The organism is Pseudoalteromonas aurantia (genome assembly GCF_005886875.1).
Lineage (GTDB): Bacteria > Pseudomonadota > Gammaproteobacteria > Enterobacterales > Alteromonadaceae > Pseudoalteromonas > Pseudoalteromonas aurantia_A.
Genome location: NZ_PNBY01000012.1, coordinates 12,578 through 32,911, shown reverse-complemented (window position 1 = coordinate 32,911; position 20,334 = coordinate 12,578). Strand labels below are relative to the sequence as shown.

The following is a 20,334-nucleotide window of genomic DNA, read 5'->3' as shown; positions in this document are numbered from 1 at the left end:
AGTCACTCCAAAATGAACTTTTTTGGGGCAAATGTTAAACGTTCATACCCGTCGCGTGTTATCAATATGTCATCTTCAATTCTCACACCACCAATTTCTGGAATATATATTCCTGGCTCAATTGTGATCACATTCCCCGTGTTCAACCGTGTGTTGTTTTTAGTTGTGATAAAAGGTGCTTCATGTAAAAACAGGCCTAGGCCATGGCCAATTCCTTTGCCACTATATTTTTGATAGCCACCAGCGTCTATTATGTTCGCTGCTGCATCGTTTACAGTGGCACACTCAGTGCCGCTACATACCTCACTCAACGCTGCCGTATGTGCTTTGAGCACGGTATCAAACATATGCTGCTGTTCTTTAGTTGGTGTTTTAAATACATAAGTACGAGTCATATCTGAACGATACCCATTTACTACTGCACCAAAATCAACAAGCATAAAATCGCCTTCTCGAAGCTGAACGTCACTCGGTTTGCCATGAGGAAGTGCACTTCGAGTACCAAAAAGTAATATAGTGTCAAAACTGACCCATCAGAACCTAATTGCTGCATTCTATAATCAAGTGACGCTGCCAACTCTTTCTCTGTGACCCCAGCTTTTACCTGTTCCAGTGTATCTGCCAACGCCGCATCTGCTATTTCGGCAGCTTTACGAATACACCTCACTTCCCAGTCATCTTTAATCGACCTTAGTTCCTCGATAAGACCTGTAATAGGCTGTAACGGACATTTTAAAACACGAGTAATATCCTGCCACATCGCGACTGTTACATACGCAGCATCAAACCCAATAAGTCCGGCATCAGTTATAAGCCTGTTAATGCATGCACCTAAAGTTTCATTCTCTCGGTCACGGCATATTACGTTACAGTTATGGGACTCTTGTTTAGCGCGATTAACATATCGATAATCTGTGATCAGAATATAAGAGGTATGAGAAGCGATTAAGTAAGCAGCATTTCCAGTAAATCCGCTTAAATACTGAATATTTTCATGACCAAAAACGAGCATAGCTGTAAGATCATTTTTAACAAGTTGACGAGAAAACTCGGTTTGACGATTGGAGTAAATAGTGACCATTGCGCTATGTAATTGTGTACGAGTGAATCACAACATAGCGCAATATTTAATTGTATACAATATTAAATATTCAAAAAAACCGTTCGGCTATTGGTTTTGTTCCATTTTAACCAAAAGATTCTTGATGTCGTCTTTTGCCCCTGTGATATGCTTTTTCAAAAAATCACAAGCTGCATTAACGTCTTTAGCTTTACAGAACTCAAGTAAAGTACGATGCTCCTCTGGTGCTGTTTTTATACCACCAGCTAACAAAATATGCATACGTACATAACGTTCAGAGTTTTTGCCGTACATTGCAACCAATTCTGCGGTTTGTGGCCGGTTTGCTTTACTGTAAAGCTTGACATGAAATTCAGCATTGAGTTTACCTGTAGCTAACTGGGTGTCTCCGGCAGCTGTCGCCTCTTCTAAATCATATAAGATGGCTTCAGCCTCTAACAAATCCCTAGGCGTAAGGTTAACAATTGAATGGCGTAATAGCTCAGCTTCCAACAAAGCACGCAAATCAAATATTTCGTCAATCTGATCTGCGCTTAACATTGTTGCAGTCGCCCCTTTATGGGCTTCAAAATTAACTAACCCTTCAGCTTCTAGCTGCAAGAGTGCTTCTCTAACAGGAATACGGCTCACATTTAACTCTTCAGCTAATGCGGCCTGACGCAATGGCTCACCCGCTTTAATTTCTCCAGATAAAATCTTTTCTCTGATTGCTTCTGCGACAAGTTGCGTGCGTGTTTTATGCTCTATTCCCATGAGTACCCCTTAAACTACATTTGGCATACATTATACATGCATCAGACTTCACTGCTACATTTGACGGTTGTATAAAAATACCCAAGTGTATTTGTTATCGTTATTCGATTGATTATAAGGATCACTCTAAGTTAATCAATGCGCTAAATGTCTTAGTGTACCCAAGCTCAACATAATGCGGTAGACTGATTATGGAGGCCTTGCATGCTATAGATCAATTCGTTTCCAAACCTCTTTTTCGACCAGCTTTCCATTTTCGTGCAATGTGTGGTGCCATAAATCTCCTTCCACGATATAAGTGAACGCCATGGTTTTTCCCAAAATAGACTCAACATTGCCATATTTAACATGCTCAATAAACCGCCCTTTATCAAGCGTGTAAGTGCCCCCACCAGCATACAAAAACTTACCGTCACGCTGGGTAATGTAATTAAAATGGCCATCAGACACGATCTTAACTGAGCTCAATTGGGGTGCTTGTGCCTCAACCAGTCCGTTGTCAGTTGCATACTGCCCCTTGACGAACTGCCAAGTACCTATTAGAGGGTTTGCAGAGGCAATACTTAAATTTAACACCAACACAGAGAAGGTAACTAATTTCAACATTATGTCTAATATTCTGATTTTATTATTCATTATTAGAATCAATATTACATACTTATTGCGAGTATTCACGTGAGATAGTTTCATAGTGAACAACACAACCATACATCTGTTAGTTTTCTTTATCTATTCGGTCTATAACATAGTAGGTATAGCAACCAGAGTAAAAAAGAAAGGCCGTGCTAATAACAAAAGCAAATTTATTAAAAACAAGACACATCACTCACCTATTGGCATTGTGGGCATTTGTTTTTTTACTCATGAAAGAGGCGCAGCCTGCCGAAGCTCACTATATAAATTTTGCTGGGCTGTCAAAAGCTCAGCAGGAGACCGTCAACACATGGGTAAACCACGCAATTAATGCTACAGAACATGCGCTTGGGCAGCTCAAGCAAAGCCATATCACAATCAAGCTCTACCCTAAGTATTTTACCTTAGAGCCTGTGCCCTGGGCGAGTGTCATTAGAGGCGACCAAGATGGTGTTGAATTGCATTTTAATCGCTATGCAAGTACAGCTACTTTAATACAAGATTGGACTTTGTATCATGAGCTTGCGCATTTATATCATCCACTATTTAACTATCAAGATTTTTGGGTAAGTGAGGGGTTGGCGACCTATTTACAAAATGTCATTATGTTCAACGCAGGTATGATTTCACGTGCACAGTTCACCCATAGGCTTTGGAGCGGTTTGCAACGCGGTAAATTACAAACACGTAGCATCAATAATAAACTTTACGCGGTCACAGAAAATATGTGGTCCTTAAATGCTCAACAACGTGTCTACTGGACTGGGGCAGCTTTTTTTATAGAAGCCGAAATTGCACTAAACTCGCAGCGCTCACCTCGATACACAGTGTCTGAGTTATTAAAGCAATATCAAAAGTGTTGTCGCAGCCAAAATAAGCAAGCCAGCGCATTTATGTCTGAGCTCGACAAAATCAGTCAAACAGCCATATTCAGTAACTTGTATCAAAAATACAAAGCCCGTACTGACTTTCCAACAATTACAAAAGAACAAATCAGCCAGCTAAAATTCTAAACAACTGATTTAAAAGACAAATTTAAATTTCAGCTATTCTTTTTGAACTCACTGTGTACACACATTGATCGATACTCACCTCTATTTACGTATTAGACCCTATTAATTATTTTACACATCTATATTTTAATGCATTTTAAAGAACCTGATATCTCCCGCATCATAGAAATGGCATGGGAAGACCGCACCCCCTACGAAGCAATAAACACACTATATGGCATAACAGACAGCCAATTGGTCACATTTATGCGTAAGCACGTCAGCAATAATAGCTTTAAAGTCTGGCGGAAAAGGCATAGAGGCCGCAAAAACAAGCATTTGCAGCTAAGGAGCAGTCAAGTTAACCGCAGTCACTGTAGTACACAATACAAGCCTAGATAAGCATGTTAAAAGCTAACACAACTGATTAGAAATATGAAGATAAGAGAAATAATCACATGATGACGCAAATAACGTGACATAATGACTTTCTTTTTTACCTACAGTATTAAACCTTTTACCAATACTACAAAAAATTGTGTTTTAAAAGGCCTTAGTGGCTATCGAATTAGGCTTATTATCACGCTCAAAATAAAACGCGGTTAGGTATAGGGTTTGGGTCTTTTTTGGGTTTTCCACGCCTACTCACCGTAACGGGTATTATAAAGGTTACCTTCATTGAGCATACACGGCCTTTGATCACCAATGTGCTCTCTGCACACAGTGATATAAAGTTAGCCAAAACGAGCAGGCTATCTTCATCAAAGGCATCATGATGGCCTGAACAACCCAAGAAAGTTACAAATTTAAAGCAAAGATTAATGAGTTTGGTCGTATTTATGATGTGACTGAAAGTAAAATGAATAAAACACAATCCAAGCCCAAACACTTCTACCTATCGAACACATTTTCTCAAACAAAACAGCGCGGTTACAACAGTGAAGATACTAGATGAAGCACGTCCTGTATTCATAAACCGGATCAATACAATCAGTAAATGTATTGATTTTAAAGTTAGATGCAGTGTATCAACATGCCTCCTTAATCTCCGATAAAGCACAAAAAATCTTTGATATGCGCGATAGTATTGACCAAGTTTAGTAGATTGCACACTTAACTGAAAACAGCTCATTTATGAGTAAGAAAAATAAAAAAGCAGAAAGCTGGTGTTTAATGATACCGCGCAATACAATCAATAAAAGTGATGAAAAGATCGTAACATCTCTCAATAGCCTATCAAGCCAACTAAATTTACTGATATAATCAAATTTATAGTTGGTATTCCTGAGGATCGAATATGTTACTAAGCTCTCTAAGTGTAATGTTGACAACACTCATGAGCCCTGCCCAACTATTTGGAGCTTTAAACGAGCTTAAAGCGCTCAATCAACGCTCACCTAATCAAGCCATTAGTTACTACCAAAATATTAATTCACACATCCCAACTGCGCCATCAAAAGGGTCGATGGAAATTCACTTAGCGGGAATGGAAGCTGCAATACGAACTGATACACACATTATGGTCCGCTCCGCATTAAAAGTAACGTCACAACATGACTGGGTGAGAAGTGTAGAAGATGGGGAGTTTAAAATATTTGTACCCATGGCGATCTATCATCGCCGAATAGGTGATCATAGCTATGCTGAATACTTAAATAAATGCGCATTACCTTGGGCTAAGTCAGAGCTGCAACTGAGCAAAGTAGTTAGCAATTTGTCGGTTCTCTATCGTTATACTGAACAGCACAACAAAGCGATTAAATTAATTAAAGAACAGTTAAAAGTGGTCGACACAAAGAGCATTAAAGCGGGTTTATACAACAATTTGGGTAATTTTTATCAATTACAAAACCGATATATTGAAGCTAAATCCGTATATAAAAAAGCATTTTTAATGCACAGTATGAGTAGTAACGCATTCCTGTCTTCAAGTGTGGGACTCAATCTTTTAAAAACCATGATATCTACATCAAACTGGTCCGATTTTTCACGGTATGCGCCTGCCGTCAGTAAATTTGTTGAGCAAAGTGAGCATCCAGATTTCATTGAGTATCTTTACTGGCAAAAACTCATCGTGAATGTCAAACACCAGAATAAAAAACTAACGACTAAACAGGTTAAAAGACTCAAAGAAAGTATGCCACTGCTGCACACAACAGAGATTTCTCCCTCAATCACTGAGTTCATCAATCTTATAAATCATAGTGAACTGGCCAATGCATGGCGTATATTTATTGACCGGCCACACGAGCCAATCCGAGAACAAGTCATACATAGGATCCCCGTAGCACTGCCATGTGCCAAAAATAATGATACTTAAATGGTCTGTCATTGCCGACTCAGCTTAAAAGCCATAAATCTGGTTTCATTAGTTGCTAATTCTCATTATAATTATATCAATTAATATCAGTAAGTGAGTAAAAATGAATAACAAAGAGCTATACGCAAGCAACCCGTTAACTGGGGTAAAATTAGAGCAAGTTGTTATTGAGCTGGTAGACCAGTATGGATGGGAGATTTTGCATGCTTACTTACAATTAAATTGCCTAAAGACTAATCCAAGTATTGAATCCACCGTAAAGTTTTTAAAGAAAACTGTATGGGCACAAGAAAAAGTTGAAAATTTCTATTTATATCGTCTTAAGAACCTACCAAAACCTGACGATGTGCAATACGAACTACCGCCACGCGATCGAATTATACCTGAGGGACAAGTACCTGGCACACCGTGTGAATTAAGCTTTACTGACGCGAAACGAATTCAGGCTAAGAAAGCTGCAAAAGACAGAGCTAGAACACGCAAACAGCGCTCTACGCCACAAAACCCGTGGGGAAACTAAACACAGTTCAGGCCTTATATAACTAGATTATGTGCATTATTTAAAAATTCGAATGCCTACTTTGATGCTATATATCAGTTAGTTAGTAATAAAAAGGAAGGCATTTATATGCCTTCCCACTTAGTCTAAAATTGCTTTATTACTTTAACTTGATCTGTCACCGCATCTGATGACACAAACCCAATTGTGTCGGGGTTTGCCGATATCATTTTAATTACCTCAGCATCATTTGACACTTCTTTCGGTGGTGTACCTTTACCTGTAAATATCAACTTTGACCAATATGCTTTCAGTTGAGCCGACGACTTGTTTAGTACTTTATCGTTAAACTCATCCGTAACCGCACTTCCCGCTTCTTGAGATATCGGGATCACTTTGTTACCATTTGAAAAAGATTTCTCTTTACCCGTAAAAATTCGTTTAATGGTCGATGATTCAAAACTGCTACCGTTACTAGGATGCACAATGACTGACACAGCCGCATAAGCAGAACTTGCCGTGGTTAATAGCAATAAACACATTAATTTTTTCATGATCTATTCTCCTAAAAAACCACATCAATACCAATTGTCAAAGCTTCACTATCTCCAGCAACCGCCAGTGATACTGAGTCATCTTTAACTTTGTCGTACTGTACTTTAAATGCCGCAGATGGGTGAAAATCCCAACGAACACCTATAGCTTGTGTGTCGTGCTTTTCTGCATCTTCGCCTTCACCCTCAAAATTAGACACCATTACATAAGGCGTCAATTCATTTATTCTATACCCCGCACTTATCATATACGTATCTAGATTCCCACCAAGATCCAACCGATTAAACTCTGTTAAAACAAAAAAGTTTCCGAAATCAGCATTGGCCGCTAACCCATAAAACTTACCTTCCCGAGAATCTTTGCCATCCCACATCGAAGCTTCACCATTACGAAACCTTCTATTTGTATATTGCATATGTGTTGCTCTGATCTCTAACCAGTCATAGCTAAACTGTACTACACCGCCCAAAATATCTTCCCAGATCTCTCTTGTAGGTGTTTGAAAGAAAAAGTCAGATAATAACTTATTCTCTTCATCATCTTCACGACCTGTATAAATATTGGCGGAAATACCCCAATCACCTATTGAACCGTTGTAGAGTAAATTGACCCCTTCGTAGTTAAATATTTGCCATGTATAGTTATCAGCAGGTGCACGCATCCACACATACGCATATCCAACATCATAAAAATCAGAGTAATAAAACAGTGGTAAACGTTTTTTACCAGCTTGAATGGTCCAACTATCGTTAATGTCATACGACACATATGCCCATTCAAATTCGGCATCATAATCGTTAGCGCCTCGAGCAACAATTTGCCCTGTAACACTTAAGCCTTCTCCTAAATCACCACTAACTTGTAAGCCAATTAATGATTCTGGCGAAAAAGAAAAGTCTTCTTTGTAAGCACTCACAATAGGGTAATCTGCTAAGAATGTAGGGGCGAGTCCAAACTGGGGCACACCTGACCCGTTAAGCACTTTACCGCCATTAATACTTGCAAAACCGGATATATTGACCTCTGCGTGAAGCGCCGTTGAAGTCAAAGCAGCAATCAAGAGAGTAGATTTTAATTTCATAGATAGCTCCGCTAATCTAGGGTTATTGACTCGTTAAGTATAGTTAAACATCCGAAAAAGAAAGTTTTATTGATAAAAATTGGATTGATACTAAGCTTTAGGTATATGTTGGATACAGCAGTTAGAGCCCAAAGCCTTAAGTACCCACTTATCTAGTCGTATATCACAACCAAGATGTTGTAATATTATTAGCTTACAAGGTGTTATATGTCATTATTATTGCATTCAAAAAATTTAAGTATCTCAAAAAAGATACACGCTATAACGATTGTCGCAGTAGCTGCATTTGTCGTGTTGGTGATGATCAACTACAACTCTATGCAAGCAAATAAGCAATCACTCGATGAGCTTGAAAAACAAACATATAAATTACTAATATTGACATCAAAAAATGTAACAATGATGCAAGCATTAGATGAAACGTACACTCAGTCGGTCACATTTGGAGATGCAGAACTCATTGATAAAGCACAAGTTGTTAGTAGAACTTTACTCGAAAACCTCGAAACAATTCCTGATCTCAGCAACAATTTCCCGACTACCAGCACCATCAGTGACATTAAGAAGTATGAAACAATCGCCAGAAACATTGCAAACAGCATGATCGATGGCACTGCCGACTTTGCTACCCTGCCCCAAAAGGCAAAACAAAAGAGTGACTTATTTGAGTCAATCATCGACACGTTGAGCCAAGACCAAAAACGTGCCGACAATCGTTTTTTTGAACTTGTAAACAACACCAAAGCCAATGCAGACAGTGCACTAACTAAAATGTTCATTGTGACCATTGTATCGTTATTAATTGTTATTGTGCTTGCAGTTTTAATCGCTAAAGGAATTAGTTCAGCGGCTAAAGAAGCAGCTGATAACTTACATTTACTCGCGGAAGGTAAAGGGTCATTAAGTTCACAACTTACCGTGTATTCTGCTGATGAAATAGGCCAAGTATCTCGCAACTTTAATGCGTTTGTTAATTTACTTAGATCCACCGTTGTTGACGTTGTCGCTGTTGTAGAGCCACTAACACAAAATTCAACGCGGTTAGTACAAGGGATGCAATCTGCTGAGCAAGCGACCCAACAGCAATCAAGTGATGCTGAAGTTGTTCGTCAATCGATGGAAGAAATGAAGCAAAGCGTTGGCGATATTTCGCAGTCAGCGGCTAATGCATTCCAAGCCGCTGAGTTAGCGGAAAACGCGGTCGACGAAAGTATGAAGCAAATTAATGTGTCTGTGGCTCAATCACAAGACTTAAGTGAAGAAATTAATAAAGCGGCAAACACCATAAATAAACTGGCAGATGATACGCAGAACGTAACGCAAATTCTAAACGTCATTACCTCAATTGCAGAGCAAACCAACTTACTGGCGCTCAATGCTGCAATAGAAGCTGCAAGAGCTGGCGAACAAGGTCGTGGCTTTGCGGTTGTAGCTGATGAAGTGCGAGAACTTGCATCAAGAACTGCCAAATCAACCAATGAGATTCGTGAATTAATAAATGTACTAACAGTGGCGGCCTCTGACTCTGTAACAGCGATGAACAGCGCGAGAGATATGGCAACCAATAATGCGCAAGCAGCTGAAGCAACAGGGACATCAATTCAACTTATTTCAGAGCAAATACTCGCCATAAATGGCATGAATTCTCAAATTGCTACAGCCACTGAAGAACAAACCTCTGTCGCAGCGATGGTGGTAGACAACGTCTCTAGCATGCATAGTTCATTTGAAGAAACCATGAATTCGTTATCACAGGTAGGCGATGTTGCTCAAAATCTACATAAATTATCAGACAACTTATTGAGTTCGACTTCTAAATTTAAGATTTGATGTTTAAGACTCAACCAATTAGTAATTAATGTAAAAGCCAGTTACTCGCTTACTTTTTAATCAATCAAGGCCCTGTTTAGTTTCATCATTTGAAAAATTGACTTCTCTTGATTTTGCGGTTTAATCTCTAAAAATAAAAAAGCCTAGGCATTGAGCTTAGGCTTATTGTGTAGAGTAAAATTTAACTTTTTAAATTATTTGATAAGCTCTAACCCACCCATATAACCACGTAACGCCTCTGGCACAACAATGCTGCCGTCAGCTTGCTGATAGTTTTCTAATATAGCCACTAGCGTACGGCCAACGGCTAAACCAGAGCCATTCAATGTGTGTAGCAGTTCTGGCTTTTTCTCGCCTTGACGACGGAAGCGCGCTTGCATGCGTCGAGATTGGAAATCCCACATATTTGAACAAGAAGATATCTCTCTATACGTATTTTGTGCTGGTAACCACACTTCTAAATCATAGGTTTTACATGCGCCGAAGCCCATATCTCCAGTACACAATACAACCTTACGATAAGGCAATTCTAATATTTGTAGAATTTGCTCTGCATGCCCTGTTAACTCTTCTAGTGCAGCCATAGAGTCTTCAGGCTTCACTAACTGAACGAGTTCGACTTTATCAAACTGATGCTGACGAATTAAGCCTCGCGTATCACGACCATAACTGCCAGCTTCACTTCTAAAACATGGAGTATGTGCTGTCATTTTAACTGGCAGCTCTTTTTCGTCAAAAATTTCATCGCGTGCACAGTTTGTGAGTGGTACTTCTGCCGTTGGGATCAAGCTAAAACCATCTTGCTCAACACCATCATCACTCACTAAACCTTTGGTATGGAACAAATCTTCTGCAAACTTTGGTAATTGCCCAGTACCCAGCAAACTGTCTTTGTTTACTAAGTAAGGCACATACATTTCTGTATAGCCATTTTTATCTGAATGCGTATCCAACATCAGTTGTACAAGAGCACGATGCATGCGTGCAATACCACCACGCATTACTGTAAAACGAGAACCTGTTAGCTTTACACCCGCTTCGAAATCTAGCCCTTTATCTAACGCTTCACCTAAATCAACATGGTCTTTGGGTTCAAAATCATAACGCTTTGGTTCTCCCCACTTCAATACCTCAACGTTCTCGTTTTCATCTTTACCAGCCGGAACTTCATCAGCAGGCAAATTTGGTAACGTCATTGCAATATTATTTAGTTCAGCCAAGATCTTATCTTGCTCAACTTTTGCAGCACTGAGTTGGTCACCTAAGTTAGCAACGGCATCAAGTAAAGGTTGAACATCTTCACCTTTTGCTTTTGCTTGGCCAATTGCTTTGGAACGACTATTACGTTCACTTTGTAATTCTTGAGTTTTTGTTTGTAGTGCTTTGCGCTGTTCTTCTAGAGCATTAATTGTCGCCACATCCAGATCATAACCACGCTTCGCTAAACGTGATGCCGCTTCTGTAATATCTTGACGTAAATATTTTGAATCTAACATTTGCTATTTCTAACCTTTTTGCATGACCAAGCAAAGGCCTAACCAAGCCATAAAAATACACACAACGACGTTGAGTGTCACATTAAGAGCCATCTTCAGAATATGACCTTGCTGTAGTAACAGCACAGAATCCATCGAAAATGTTGAAAACGTTGTCAATGCGCCTAAAAAGCCAATCCCTAATAAAGATTTAGCTGGGCTTACGGTAATCACTTGCTTTTCTATAAGACCGTACAATATTCCCATTAACAGTGAACCAAGAATATTAACGGTCAATGTACCAAAAGGGAATCCCCTCCCAAGCAGTTTTAGTGTCATATCACTAATAAAAAACCGTAAGCATGCACCCAGCGCGCCGCCAAGCGCTATTGTAAGATACATTTTAATCATCTTGATATCTTTTTCTATCACTTTGCAAGTTTTGCTGCTGCAAATAGTCTAGTTTGGATTTAATCTGCTTTTCCAACCCTCGATCGGTTGGCTGATAGTAGCTTCTATCTTGTATCTCAGGTGGAAAGTAATTCTCCCCCGCAGCAAACGCGCCCATTTCATCATGCGCATAGCGATACTCTTCACCATACCCAAGCTCTTTCATCAAAGCGGTAGGTGCATTACGTAAGTGTGGTGGGACAGGTAAATCAGGATCCGTCGCAGCATCTCGTTTGGCTTGCTTAAATGCCACATAGACTGCGTTGCTTTTCGGTGCACTGGCCAAATAAATGGTTGCTTGTGCTATCGCACGCTCCCCTTCACTTGGGCCCACTCGTTGATATATGTCCCACGCATTTAATGCAACTTGCATTGCTCTTGGATCTGCATTTCCAATGTCCTCTGTCGCAATCGCAAGTAACCGTCGAGCAACGTATAGAGGATCTCCACCACCAGCTAATATTCGAGAAAACCAATACAAAGCAGCATCCGGACTGCTTCCTCGTACCGATTTATGAAAAGCCGAGATCAAGTCATAGTAGATATCTCCACCTTTATCATACTTTGCAAGATGCGTTGGTAGTATATGTTTTAACACCGTGGCGTTAATAACAACGTTTTTATCGTTGCGCTCAGCCAAATCAACTGCTTGCTCTAGCAAGTTTAGTGTTTTACGTGCATCCCCACAGCTGGCTTTTGCGATGGCGCTCAGAGCTTCGGGTTCAATGTTGATCTGTAGCTCACTCAATAACGCGTCTTGTGCAATTGCGCGGGTCAACACTAGCTCCAGCTCACTGTCGGTTAATGCTTTTAGCATGTAAACGCGCGCTCTTGATAATATGGCATTATTAAGTGCAAAACTGGGGTTCTCTGTAGTAGCGCCAATAAAAATGAACGTACCATCTTCGATATGCGGTAAAAAAGCATCTTGTTGTGACTTATTAAACCTATGTACCTCATCTACAAATAACAAAGTACGCTTACCTTGCATCAATCGTTCTTTTGCTAAGTGCACTGCATCACGTATATCTTTTACACCCGATGCAACAGCCGATAACTGCGTCAGTTCCGCATCAGCATGATGCGCAATAATTTCAGCCAATGTTGTTTTGCCAACGCCTGGAGGGCCCCACACAATTAAACTGTGACAGCGGCCAGCCTGTATGGCTTGATACAACGGCTGCGTAGACTCTAATATATGACTTTGACCAATATAATCTTGCAGGCTTGTAGGCCTCATACGGGCGGCTAATGGCCTAACATCTGGAGCAAAGTTAAATCCAAGATTAGTCACGCTTTATCACTCACCTTGAGTTTGGTCGTCAACGACAACACCTTCAGGGATTTTAAATGAGAACAATGAACCTGCTAATTTGCCATTCACTCGACTATCTTTAAAAGTGAAGCTTGATACCTGTCCAGACAAATCTGTCACCTTAATAGCAGACAAGTTCTGCACTTTATTAAATGAAATATCGAGTCTCTCTACCTGAGAATCAATGCCCGGTTTTGGCGTAATTCTGTAGCCTTGTTTAATGTTACTAATTTGATATTTTTCCCACTGCGCTGATTCTCGAGTAGTAAGGAGTATAAAAGGGGTGGTATCGATAAGCCCATTCGTATTCATTATCGTCACCTGCTCCGAAAACGCATCAAAATAAAATGTTTTCTTGCCATCTGACACAAATAAAGTTTCATCAGGAGACGCTTGTTCCCAGCGAATTTTTAAAGGGTGAGCTAATGCGATCGTTCCCTGCCCAGATTGTAGTAATTCACCCTGCTCATCTTTAACCTGTTGGCTAAACTTCGCTTCAAAGCTATTCATTAAGGCAAGTTTTGCTTTTAAATCATCAGCTGCAGAAGCCCATACTTGTGAACTGAATATCAATCCAAAGGCCAGTACTGTCGGTTTAATAAAAATCGTATTTAACGTTTTTGTTTGAAAGGTCATTAATTTACTCCACCTTTTGGTACTAATACTTCTCTAGCACCGTTATGACCTGGTGCACTAACAACACCAGATGTTTCCATTTGCTCTACTAAACGTGCCGCTCTGTTGTAACCAACACGTAATTTGCGTTGTACGCTTGAGACAGAAACTTTACCACTTTCAATAACAAAACTAACAGCTTCGTCATAGAGCGGATCTGACTCATCGTCACTATTTTCTGCGGCTTCACCTGGCAATAGAATGTCTTCCGTTGCCTCTCCGCATAGTATTTCTTCAATATAATTTGGTTTTCCACGCGCTTTCCAATCATTTACCACCGCGTGTACTTCATGATCATCAACGAATGCACCATGAACACGGATTGGTACACTGGTCCCTGGTGGTAAATAAAGCATGTCACCCATGCCTAATAAGTTCTCTGCACCTTGCTGATCTAAAATGGTACGTGAATCAATCTTGCTGGATACCTGAAACGCCATTCGAGTTGGTATATTCGCTTTTATCAAACCGGTAATAACATCGACTGAAGGCCTTTGCGTCGCGAGAACAAGATGGATCCCAGCCGCACGCGCTTTTTGTGCTATTCGCGCAATCAACTCTTCCACCTTTTTGCCCACAATCATCATCATGTCAGCAAACTCATCAATTACCACCACAATACTTGGCAATTTATCTAATTCTTCAGCTTCGGTAGCCATACCATCAGTATCTTTAAATAGAGGATCTAAAATTGGGTAGCCAGCTTCTTTTGCCTCTTTAACTTTTTGGTTATAGCCCTTTAAATTTCGAACACCTAGCGCCGACATTAACTTATAGCGTCTCTCCATCTCCCCAACACACCAGCGTAATGCATTCGACGCTTCTTTCATATCCGTCACAACTTCACATAATAAATGCGGGATCCCTTCATAGACAGATAATTCAAGCATCTTTGGATCAATCATGATCATCCGAACATCTTCAGGTGGCGACTTATACAGTAAGCTTAATATCATAACATTAACGCCCACTGACTTACCGGAACCCGTCGTACCTGCAACAAGTAAATGTGGCATTTTACCAAGGTCAGCCACAACAGCTTCACCCGCAATATCTTTACCCAATACCATCGTGAGTGGCGATGCATTTTCGGTGAACTTAGGTGCCCCAATAACTTCAGATAACCGAACAATCTCACGGTGTTTGTTAGGTAGCTCTAGTCCAACATAGGTTTTACCAGGAATAACCTCAACAACCCTAACACTCACTGCTGACAACGAACGTGCTAAATCTTTGGCCAAACCCGTGATCTTAGCGACTTTGATCCCCGGCGCTAAATCTAATTCAAATCGGGTAACGACGGGGCCTGGATATACGCCAACAACCGCCGCTTGAATATTAAAGTCCAGTAATTTAACTTCAACTAACCGAGAAACCGCATCGAGTTCTTCTTGAGAAATCGGGTTTTCTTTCTTGTCTGGTCGGTCTAACAACTCCAAAGAAGGCAGTGGTGCCATTGGCGGGCGTTCTTCAAGCAATGCTTCAAACTGTTCTTTCGCCGTTGGCTGTGGTGTGTATGTGCTAGTAGGTTTTACCAATGTTTTTTCGTCAGCGCCTACTTGCGATTTTATTGGCCTAGCAGGAGAAACTACGGTGGTTTCTCGTGGTTGCTCATCCATTGTGAATACTGGCGCCGCTGATTCATCCAGCGCATTTAGCGCCGCTGCGGTATCAAAACCTTCATCGTCGATAGCGGAAAAGTTAATCTCTTGTTCTAATATATTATCCAATTCATCAAACACAGGTGACTCTGCTGACATATCTACCACCGGCTCACTAAGAGCCGACGCTTTCGAGTCTTGTGCTACGTTCGTCTGCTTGCTGCTGAATAACTTATCTTTTAGTTTTTGCGTATTTGATACAGTTACAGGCTCTTTGGCATCGCTGAAAATAGGTTTAACAGGCTCTTCAATGTGCTCTTTGATCCGCTCTTTAATATTCTCTGGTGACGACCCCGGCAGTTCAGTTGCGTTAATCTTTAAATCTTGAACTGCATCACGTGAATCTTCAACTTGCTCGTTTAATACACCGGTGTTATCGCCTACCGGGTAACTCTCTCTCGCAGTTCTTTCACTAATTTTACGAGATACCCAACGGAAAAACGCAACAACCTTTTCACCGATATAATCAACGAACTCAACCCAAGACACGCCAGTTAATAATGTTAAACCTGCAAAAAAGAAACATAGTAATAGTATCGATGTGCCGGTAAAGTTAAATGCAGGCAGCATGGCATCCGCGATTACATCTCCTACAAACCCTCCAGAAGGAAACTGAAAAATATCATCAAAGTTCATACTGCTTATTGCACTAGCAGAGGCTATAAACAGCGTCATACCAATTACGCGTAGGCCCAAAGTGGTATAATCTAATTGCAATATCTTGTGTGGCTTTTTAAAAAGCAAATACCCAAAGGTTTGTATTACCGCAGGTACTAAAAATGCAAGCCAGCCCAAACTCAAAAGCAATATATCGGCAACCCATGCTCCAGCGGTCCCTGTGATATTTTTAACTTTAATAAATTCACCGGTTTGAGACCAGGATGGGTCGATAGGATCATAACTGACCAACGCACATAAAATGAAAATGGCAGCAGCTGTGCTCATAATTAAACCAGTTTCAAGGAGGCGTTGTATACCATTTAAACGCATAAGAGCGTATTCCTCTATTTTGTTCTTTTACTCTGTATTCTATGCCACACCTTAGCAAGAATTTCTTTATGGTGCACAAGGTTTTACAATTTCACCTTCCTCACCTTTTACTTCTTCCATAACAACATATGTGCGACTTTCACTCACATTAGGTAATTTTAACAAAATATCACCCAATACCCCACGATATTCCGACATATCTGTTACGCGGGTTTTTAACAAAAAATCGAAGTTTCCTGACACCAGGTGACACTCAATTATTTCGTCATGTTGCCTAACTGCTTGATTAAATTTGTCAAAAACATCTGGAGAGTTTTTACTAATGGTTATTTCAACATACACTAACAAGCCCTGCCCTACTTTAGCAGGATCCACTACCGCTTTATATCCTCTAATGTAGCCTTCTCTTTCCAGTTTTTTAACGCGCTCCAAGCACGGCGTTGCGCTTAAACCAATGCGTCTAGCTAATTCTACATTAGATACTCGGCCGTCTTTTTGTAATTCAACTAAAATACTTCTATCTATTCGGTCTAATTGTTGATGCATTTTACTAGTTACTTATTCTGTTTATTTAATTAATACAGAGTATAACACTACTATTTACAGTTAAAAAGGTGGGACACACTGCAATAGACTGAATATAATAGTCGAAAATTTTATCCCGTTCTATTAAAGGCGATTTATTATGATTATTGGTGTACCTAAAGAAATAAAAAACCACGAGTACCGCGTAGGTATGGTTCCAGCAAGTGTTCGTGAACTAATTAACCACGGCCACCAAGTATTTGTAGAAACGAATGCTGGTACTGGCATCGGTTTCACTAATGAAGATTACATTCAGGCAGGCGCTGAAATTTTAGACACGGCTGCTGACGTGTTTGCTAAGGCAGACATGATAGTAAAAGTAAAAGAGCCACAGGCTGTTGAGCGCGCTATGCTGCGTGAAGGTCAAATCCTATTCACTTACCTTCACTTAGCACCAGATCTTCCACAAACAGAAGACCTTGTTAAGAGCAAATCAATCTGTATCGCTTACGAGACAGTGACAGATCCTCGTGGCGGATTACCGCTTCTAGCACCTATGAGTGAAGTCGCTGGCCGTATGTCAATTCAGGCTGGTGCACAGGCACTTGAAAAGTCAAACGCTGGCCGCGGTATGTTACTTGGAGGCGTACCAGGTGTTGAGCCTGCGAAAGTTGTGGTTATCGGCGGCGGTATGGTTGGTAACAATGCTGCACAAATGGCTGTAGGCATGGGTGCAGACGTGGTTATCCTTGACCGTAATACAGATGTATTACGTCGTGTTGATGCTCAATTCGGTAACCGCGTTAAGGCTATCTACTCTACTGCAGATGCACTAGAAAAACACGTACTAGAAGCTGACCTAGTTATTGGTGGCGTACTTATCCCAGGTGCTGCTGCACCTAAGCTTGTAACAGCAGATCATATCAAACGTATGAAGCCAGGCGCTGCGATTGTTGACGTTGCGATTGACCAAGGTGGCTGTATCGAAACTTCAAAAGCTACAACGCACGCTGAACCAACTTATATCGTAGACAACGTAGTACATTACTGTGTTGCTAATATGCCAGGTGCTGTACCACGTACATCAACGTTTGCACTTAATAATGCAACGTTACCGTATATCATTAAACTTGCGAACAAAGGCTATAAAGCCGCACTTCTTGAAGACCAACACTTCATGAATGGCCTAAACGTTCTTAATGGTAAAATCACATGTAAAGAAGTTGCAGAAGGCTTTGACATGGAATTTGTTGACCCGCGTGCTGCACTAGAAAGCGCGTAAGCAACGGTCTTTTTTAAAAGCCTGCTATAAAGCAGGCTTTTTTGTATCTCGCTGTATTGATCATTCACATGCAATTAAATGCTAATTTTTCATATCTACATAGCTAAACTTTGCGGATTAACATTAACTACTATAATAATTAACTCATAAACTCTGTTACAGTAATCGCAACTAATTATTGCAAGTTTTTGATCATGTTTTACATTTAAATGATGTAAAGTGTTGGAGATATCACGTGAAGTTCAAACACAAAATTGTCTTAGTATCATCAGCCGTTCTTTTTTTAGCGTTGAGTGTTCTTTCAATAAAACAATATTTCTCAATCAAACATAACCTTGAGACGCAAGTCAACCAAAGTGTATCTGAAATTATCCAAGGAATGAGTAACACAGTTACCGCTCAAATGGATGGCAGTATAAATTTGGCGGCCCTAACTACCGGGCTAGTGGCCAATATTGACTCATTGCCTAACGCAGCCCCTTTGCTTTCTCAACCAAAACTGACAGAGCAGTTTATTCTCATCGGATATGGAGAAGAGCAAACAGGAAAATATGTCGCGAGTGATCCATCTTGGGATCCAGGGCCAACTTGGGACCCTCGCAAGCGCCCGTGGTACACTGATGCTAAAAATGCAGGTCAAATCATTGTGACTGCACCTTACGCAGATTCAGTAAGTAACGAAATAGTTGTCTCTATTGGTACTCCTGTGAAGAAAAGTGGTAACTTTCATGGTGCTATATTTTTTGATGTGAGTTTGGCTAAGCTCGGCAACATGATTAACTCATTTAATTTATTTGATGCTGGTTTCGCGTTTATGGTGAGTCAAGACGGCATCATAATCTCTCATCCAAACACTAAGTTAAACGGACAAAATGCGTCTCAGTTTCTAGGCTCATTAGCATTTAATACGACAAAAACTCAATCGCTAAGATTAAACGATAAAGAACACATTATTGTTTTTAAAGAAGTAGAAGGATATGACTGGTTAGTGGGCGTTGCACTTGAAAAGAAAACCGTATTTTCAGCTATTGATGCGTTAACCCACGACTCCGTCGTATTCACCATGCTATTTGTACTTGTCAGTATTGTCGTGCTATCGATTGTTATAAACTTCCTTATGAAACCCCTAGCAGACATTAACGATGCAATGGCCAATATTGCACAAGGTAACGCAGACTTAACAGTGCGTCTAAATACAGCCAGTGAGCCAGAATTTTCGTCTTTAGCGAAAAACTTTAATTTATTCACAACTCGACTTCAACAACTCATTGCTGACATTCAAGTATTAGGGCATGAGATCCTTGCTGATGCCAAACAAACCTCATCAGGTGCTAATCATACAAGTACTGCCATATCACGACAACTAGAGTCACTTAGTGCGCTTGCTTTAGCCACAGACAACATGTCAACTACAGAGCAGCGAGTTGCAACAAGCGCGCAAGAAGCTGCACAAGCAATACAAAGTACAGATAGCGCGGCATTAGACGGGCAAAAAATTGTCACAGAAACAACGGATACAATTGCCCATTTATCTGAGCAAATTACCACTGCAGTTAATGTTGTAAATGAGCTGGAAGTATCATCAAGTGGAATTGAAAAAATATTATCTGTAATTAATGGCATTGCAGAGCAAACTAACCTCTTAGCGCTCAACGCTGCCATAGAAGCTGCCCGAGCAGGTGAATCCGGTCGAGGTTTTGCAGTTGTTGCTGATGAGGTTAGAACTCTTGCACAACGTACACAAGAAGCAACGACTGAAATCAAAACCATGATTGACCAACTCCAGTCTGGTGCCGTTAATGCAGTTCAGGTTATGAAACAAAGCCAATCAGTGGTCGAAAAAACGGTTGGCAAAGCTGATGAAACAAAATCATCCCTTGATACAATACGTAGTGCTATTGCGCACATTGTTGATTTAAACTTACATATAGCCAGTATGCTAAACGAACAGCGTCAAGTGGTAGATGACGTTAACCATAATGCATTAGAAATTAGAAACATCTCTGATATGGTGTTTAATGAAGCCAATACAGTAAACGAAACAATGCAAAGTCAAGTTGACAAAATTGCACATCAAGAAAATATGCTAGAACAATTTAAAGTGTGATCCCTTTTACTTTAATTGGCATATCAAAGTTCTGATATGCCAGTGTATTCTTACTATTTTTACATGCCCAAAAACCATCGTCTATCAATAAATATTACTAAAACATGAAT

General features: G+C 40.3%; 19 protein-coding genes. 7 read left to right on the top strand and 12 right to left on the bottom strand.

Going from position 1 to position 20,334, the window contains the following annotated elements; translation table 11 throughout:
- Positions 1–2: 2 nt before the first annotated feature.
- From CWC18_RS21820 to CWC18_RS02610, 4 genes are all read right to left on the bottom strand, one after another.
- Positions 3–515, bottom strand: coding sequence for a M24 family metallopeptidase (locus tag CWC18_RS21820; protein WP_349666240.1), 513 nt, complete (start codon positions 513–515; stop codon positions 3–5).
- Positions 416–1,081 (bottom strand): aminopeptidase P family protein, encoded by a 666-nt coding sequence (locus tag CWC18_RS21815; RefSeq protein ID WP_349666239.1) that lies wholly within the window; start codon positions 1,079–1,081, stop codon positions 416–418. Before CWC18_RS21815 ends, CWC18_RS21820 begins: the two co-directional genes overlap by 100 nt.
- A gap of 87 nt (positions 1,082–1,168) precedes the next feature.
- A complete protein-coding gene (locus tag CWC18_RS02615) occupies positions 1,169–1,834 on the bottom strand; it encodes a GntR family transcriptional regulator (protein WP_138591269.1) in 666 nt (221 codons plus the stop codon).
- A gap of 207 nt (positions 1,835–2,041) precedes the next feature.
- Positions 2,042–2,470 (bottom strand): hypothetical protein, encoded by a 429-nt coding sequence (locus tag CWC18_RS02610; protein WP_249348254.1) that lies wholly within the window; start codon positions 2,468–2,470, stop codon positions 2,042–2,044.
- 146 nt (positions 2,471–2,616) lie between these two features.
- Between CWC18_RS02610 and CWC18_RS02605 the strand changes: the two genes are divergently transcribed.
- The 4 genes from CWC18_RS02605 to CWC18_RS02590 all read left to right on the top strand — a co-directional run bounded on the left by CWC18_RS02605 (position 2,617) and on the right by CWC18_RS02590 (position 6,299).
- Positions 2,617–3,480, top strand: a complete 864-nt coding sequence (locus tag CWC18_RS02605) for a hypothetical protein (protein ID WP_249348255.1) — start codon at positions 2,617–2,619, stop codon at positions 3,478–3,480.
- A gap of 129 nt (positions 3,481–3,609) precedes the next feature.
- The gene (locus CWC18_RS02600; protein WP_138591268.1) at positions 3,610–3,861 is read left to right on the top strand and encodes a TIGR03643 family protein; all 252 of its coding nucleotides are present in this window, start codon (positions 3,610–3,612) and stop codon (positions 3,859–3,861) included.
- An 895-nt stretch (positions 3,862–4,756) separates the two neighbouring features.
- On the top strand, positions 4,757–5,779 hold the full coding sequence (locus CWC18_RS02595) for a tetratricopeptide repeat protein (RefSeq protein ID WP_138591267.1): 1,023 nt from the start codon (positions 4,757–4,759) through the stop codon (positions 5,777–5,779).
- A 103-nt stretch (positions 5,780–5,882) separates the two neighbouring features.
- Positions 5,883–6,299, top strand: coding sequence for a VF530 family protein (locus CWC18_RS02590; protein WP_138591266.1), 417 nt, complete (start codon positions 5,883–5,885; stop codon positions 6,297–6,299).
- A gap of 125 nt (positions 6,300–6,424) precedes the next feature.
- Here CWC18_RS02590 and CWC18_RS02585 read toward each other — a convergent pair whose 3' ends face one another.
- Both CWC18_RS02585 and CWC18_RS02580 read right to left on the bottom strand, forming a co-directional pair.
- Positions 6,425–6,832, bottom strand: coding sequence for a phosphate ABC transporter substrate-binding protein (locus CWC18_RS02585; RefSeq protein ID WP_138591265.1), 408 nt, complete (start codon positions 6,830–6,832; stop codon positions 6,425–6,427).
- An 11-nt stretch (positions 6,833–6,843) separates the two neighbouring features.
- Positions 6,844–7,914 (bottom strand): porin, encoded by a 1,071-nt coding sequence (locus tag CWC18_RS02580; RefSeq protein ID WP_138591264.1) that lies wholly within the window; start codon positions 7,912–7,914, stop codon positions 6,844–6,846.
- A gap of 207 nt (positions 7,915–8,121) precedes the next feature.
- Here CWC18_RS02580 and CWC18_RS02575 point away from each other — a divergent pair, with 207 nt between their 5' ends.
- Entirely contained in the window at positions 8,122–9,744 is a 1,623-nt protein-coding gene (locus CWC18_RS02575) for a methyl-accepting chemotaxis protein (protein WP_138674641.1), read from the top strand.
- Positions 9,745–9,938: 194 nt separating this feature from the next.
- Here CWC18_RS02575 and serS read toward each other — a convergent pair whose 3' ends face one another.
- The 6 genes from serS to lrp all read right to left on the bottom strand — a co-directional run bounded on the left by serS (position 9,939) and on the right by lrp (position 16,856).
- Positions 9,939–11,240, bottom strand: a complete 1,302-nt coding sequence (gene serS, locus CWC18_RS02570) for a serine--tRNA ligase (RefSeq protein WP_138591262.1) — start codon at positions 11,238–11,240, stop codon at positions 9,939–9,941.
- A gap of 9 nt (positions 11,241–11,249) precedes the next feature.
- The gene (gene crcB, locus CWC18_RS02565) at positions 11,250–11,630 is read right to left on the bottom strand and encodes a fluoride efflux transporter CrcB (protein WP_119860268.1); all 381 of its coding nucleotides are present in this window, start codon (positions 11,628–11,630) and stop codon (positions 11,250–11,252) included.
- On the bottom strand, positions 11,623–12,963 hold the full coding sequence (locus CWC18_RS02560; RefSeq protein ID WP_138591261.1) for a replication-associated recombination protein A: 1,341 nt from the start codon (positions 12,961–12,963) through the stop codon (positions 11,623–11,625). Before CWC18_RS02560 ends, crcB begins: the two co-directional genes overlap by 8 nt.
- A 6-nt stretch (positions 12,964–12,969) precedes the next feature.
- Entirely contained in the window at positions 12,970–13,620 is a 651-nt protein-coding gene (gene lolA / locus CWC18_RS02555; RefSeq protein ID WP_138674640.1) for an outer membrane lipoprotein chaperone LolA, read from the bottom strand.
- Entirely contained in the window at positions 13,620–16,310 is a 2,691-nt protein-coding gene (locus CWC18_RS02550; RefSeq protein ID WP_138674639.1) for a DNA translocase FtsK, read from the bottom strand. The genes lolA and CWC18_RS02550 overlap by 1 nt, the downstream gene beginning before the upstream one ends.
- Before the next feature lie 66 nt (positions 16,311–16,376).
- Positions 16,377–16,856, bottom strand: a complete 480-nt coding sequence (gene lrp / locus CWC18_RS02545) for a leucine-responsive transcriptional regulator Lrp (RefSeq protein WP_010363289.1) — start codon at positions 16,854–16,856, stop codon at positions 16,377–16,379.
- 139 nt (positions 16,857–16,995) lie between these two features.
- On the opposite strand from lrp, the gene ald reads away from it, so the two are divergent.
- Positions 16,996–18,117 (top strand): alanine dehydrogenase, encoded by a 1,122-nt coding sequence (ald, locus tag CWC18_RS02540; protein ID WP_138591258.1) that lies wholly within the window; start codon positions 16,996–16,998, stop codon positions 18,115–18,117.
- 235 nt (positions 18,118–18,352) lie between these two features.
- Positions 18,353–20,224: a methyl-accepting chemotaxis protein gene (locus tag CWC18_RS02535; protein WP_138674638.1), complete on the top strand. Its 1,872-nt coding sequence runs from the start codon at positions 18,353–18,355 to the stop codon at positions 20,222–20,224.
- The last annotated feature ends 110 nt before the right edge of the window (positions 20,225–20,334 follow it).

Excerpts from the sequence above, each read along its gene's own strand:
- CWC18_RS21815 (WP_349666239.1), bottom strand. The coding sequence starts at position 1,081 with ATGGTCACTATTTACTCCAATCGTCAAACCGAGTTTTCTCGTCAACTT.
- CWC18_RS02615 (WP_138591269.1), bottom strand. The coding sequence starts at position 1,834 with ATGGGAATAGAGCATAAAACACGCACGCAACTTGTCGCAGAAGCAATC.
- CWC18_RS02610 (WP_249348254.1), bottom strand. The coding sequence starts at position 2,470 with ATGAATAATAAAATCAGAATATTAGACATAATGTTGAAATTAGTTACC.
- CWC18_RS02600 (WP_138591268.1), top strand. The coding sequence starts at position 3,610 with ATGCATTTTAAAGAACCTGATATCTCCCGCATCATAGAAATGGCATGG.
- CWC18_RS02595 (WP_138591267.1), top strand. The coding sequence starts at position 4,757 with ATGTTACTAAGCTCTCTAAGTGTAATGTTGACAACACTCATGAGCCCT.
- CWC18_RS02590 (WP_138591266.1), top strand. The coding sequence starts at position 5,883 with ATGAATAACAAAGAGCTATACGCAAGCAACCCGTTAACTGGGGTAAAA.
- CWC18_RS02585 (WP_138591265.1), bottom strand. The coding sequence starts at position 6,832 with ATGAAAAAATTAATGTGTTTATTGCTATTAACCACGGCAAGTTCTGCT.
- CWC18_RS02580 (WP_138591264.1), bottom strand. The coding sequence starts at position 7,914 with ATGAAATTAAAATCTACTCTCTTGATTGCTGCTTTGACTTCAACGGCG.
- CWC18_RS02575 (WP_138674641.1), top strand. The coding sequence starts at position 8,122 with ATGTCATTATTATTGCATTCAAAAAATTTAAGTATCTCAAAAAAGATA.
- serS (WP_138591262.1), bottom strand. The coding sequence starts at position 11,240 with ATGTTAGATTCAAAATATTTACGTCAAGATATTACAGAAGCGGCATCA.
- crcB (WP_119860268.1), bottom strand. The coding sequence starts at position 11,630 with ATGATTAAAATGTATCTTACAATAGCGCTTGGCGGCGCGCTGGGTGCA.
- lolA (WP_138674640.1), bottom strand. The coding sequence starts at position 13,620 with ATGACCTTTCAAACAAAAACGTTAAATACGATTTTTATTAAACCGACA.
- CWC18_RS02550 (WP_138674639.1), bottom strand. The coding sequence starts at position 16,310 with ATGCGTTTAAATGGTATACAACGCCTCCTTGAAACTGGTTTAATTATG.
- lrp (WP_010363289.1), bottom strand. The coding sequence starts at position 16,856 with ATGCATCAACAATTAGACCGAATAGATAGAAGTATTTTAGTTGAATTA.
- ald (WP_138591258.1), top strand. The coding sequence starts at position 16,996 with ATGATTATTGGTGTACCTAAAGAAATAAAAAACCACGAGTACCGCGTA.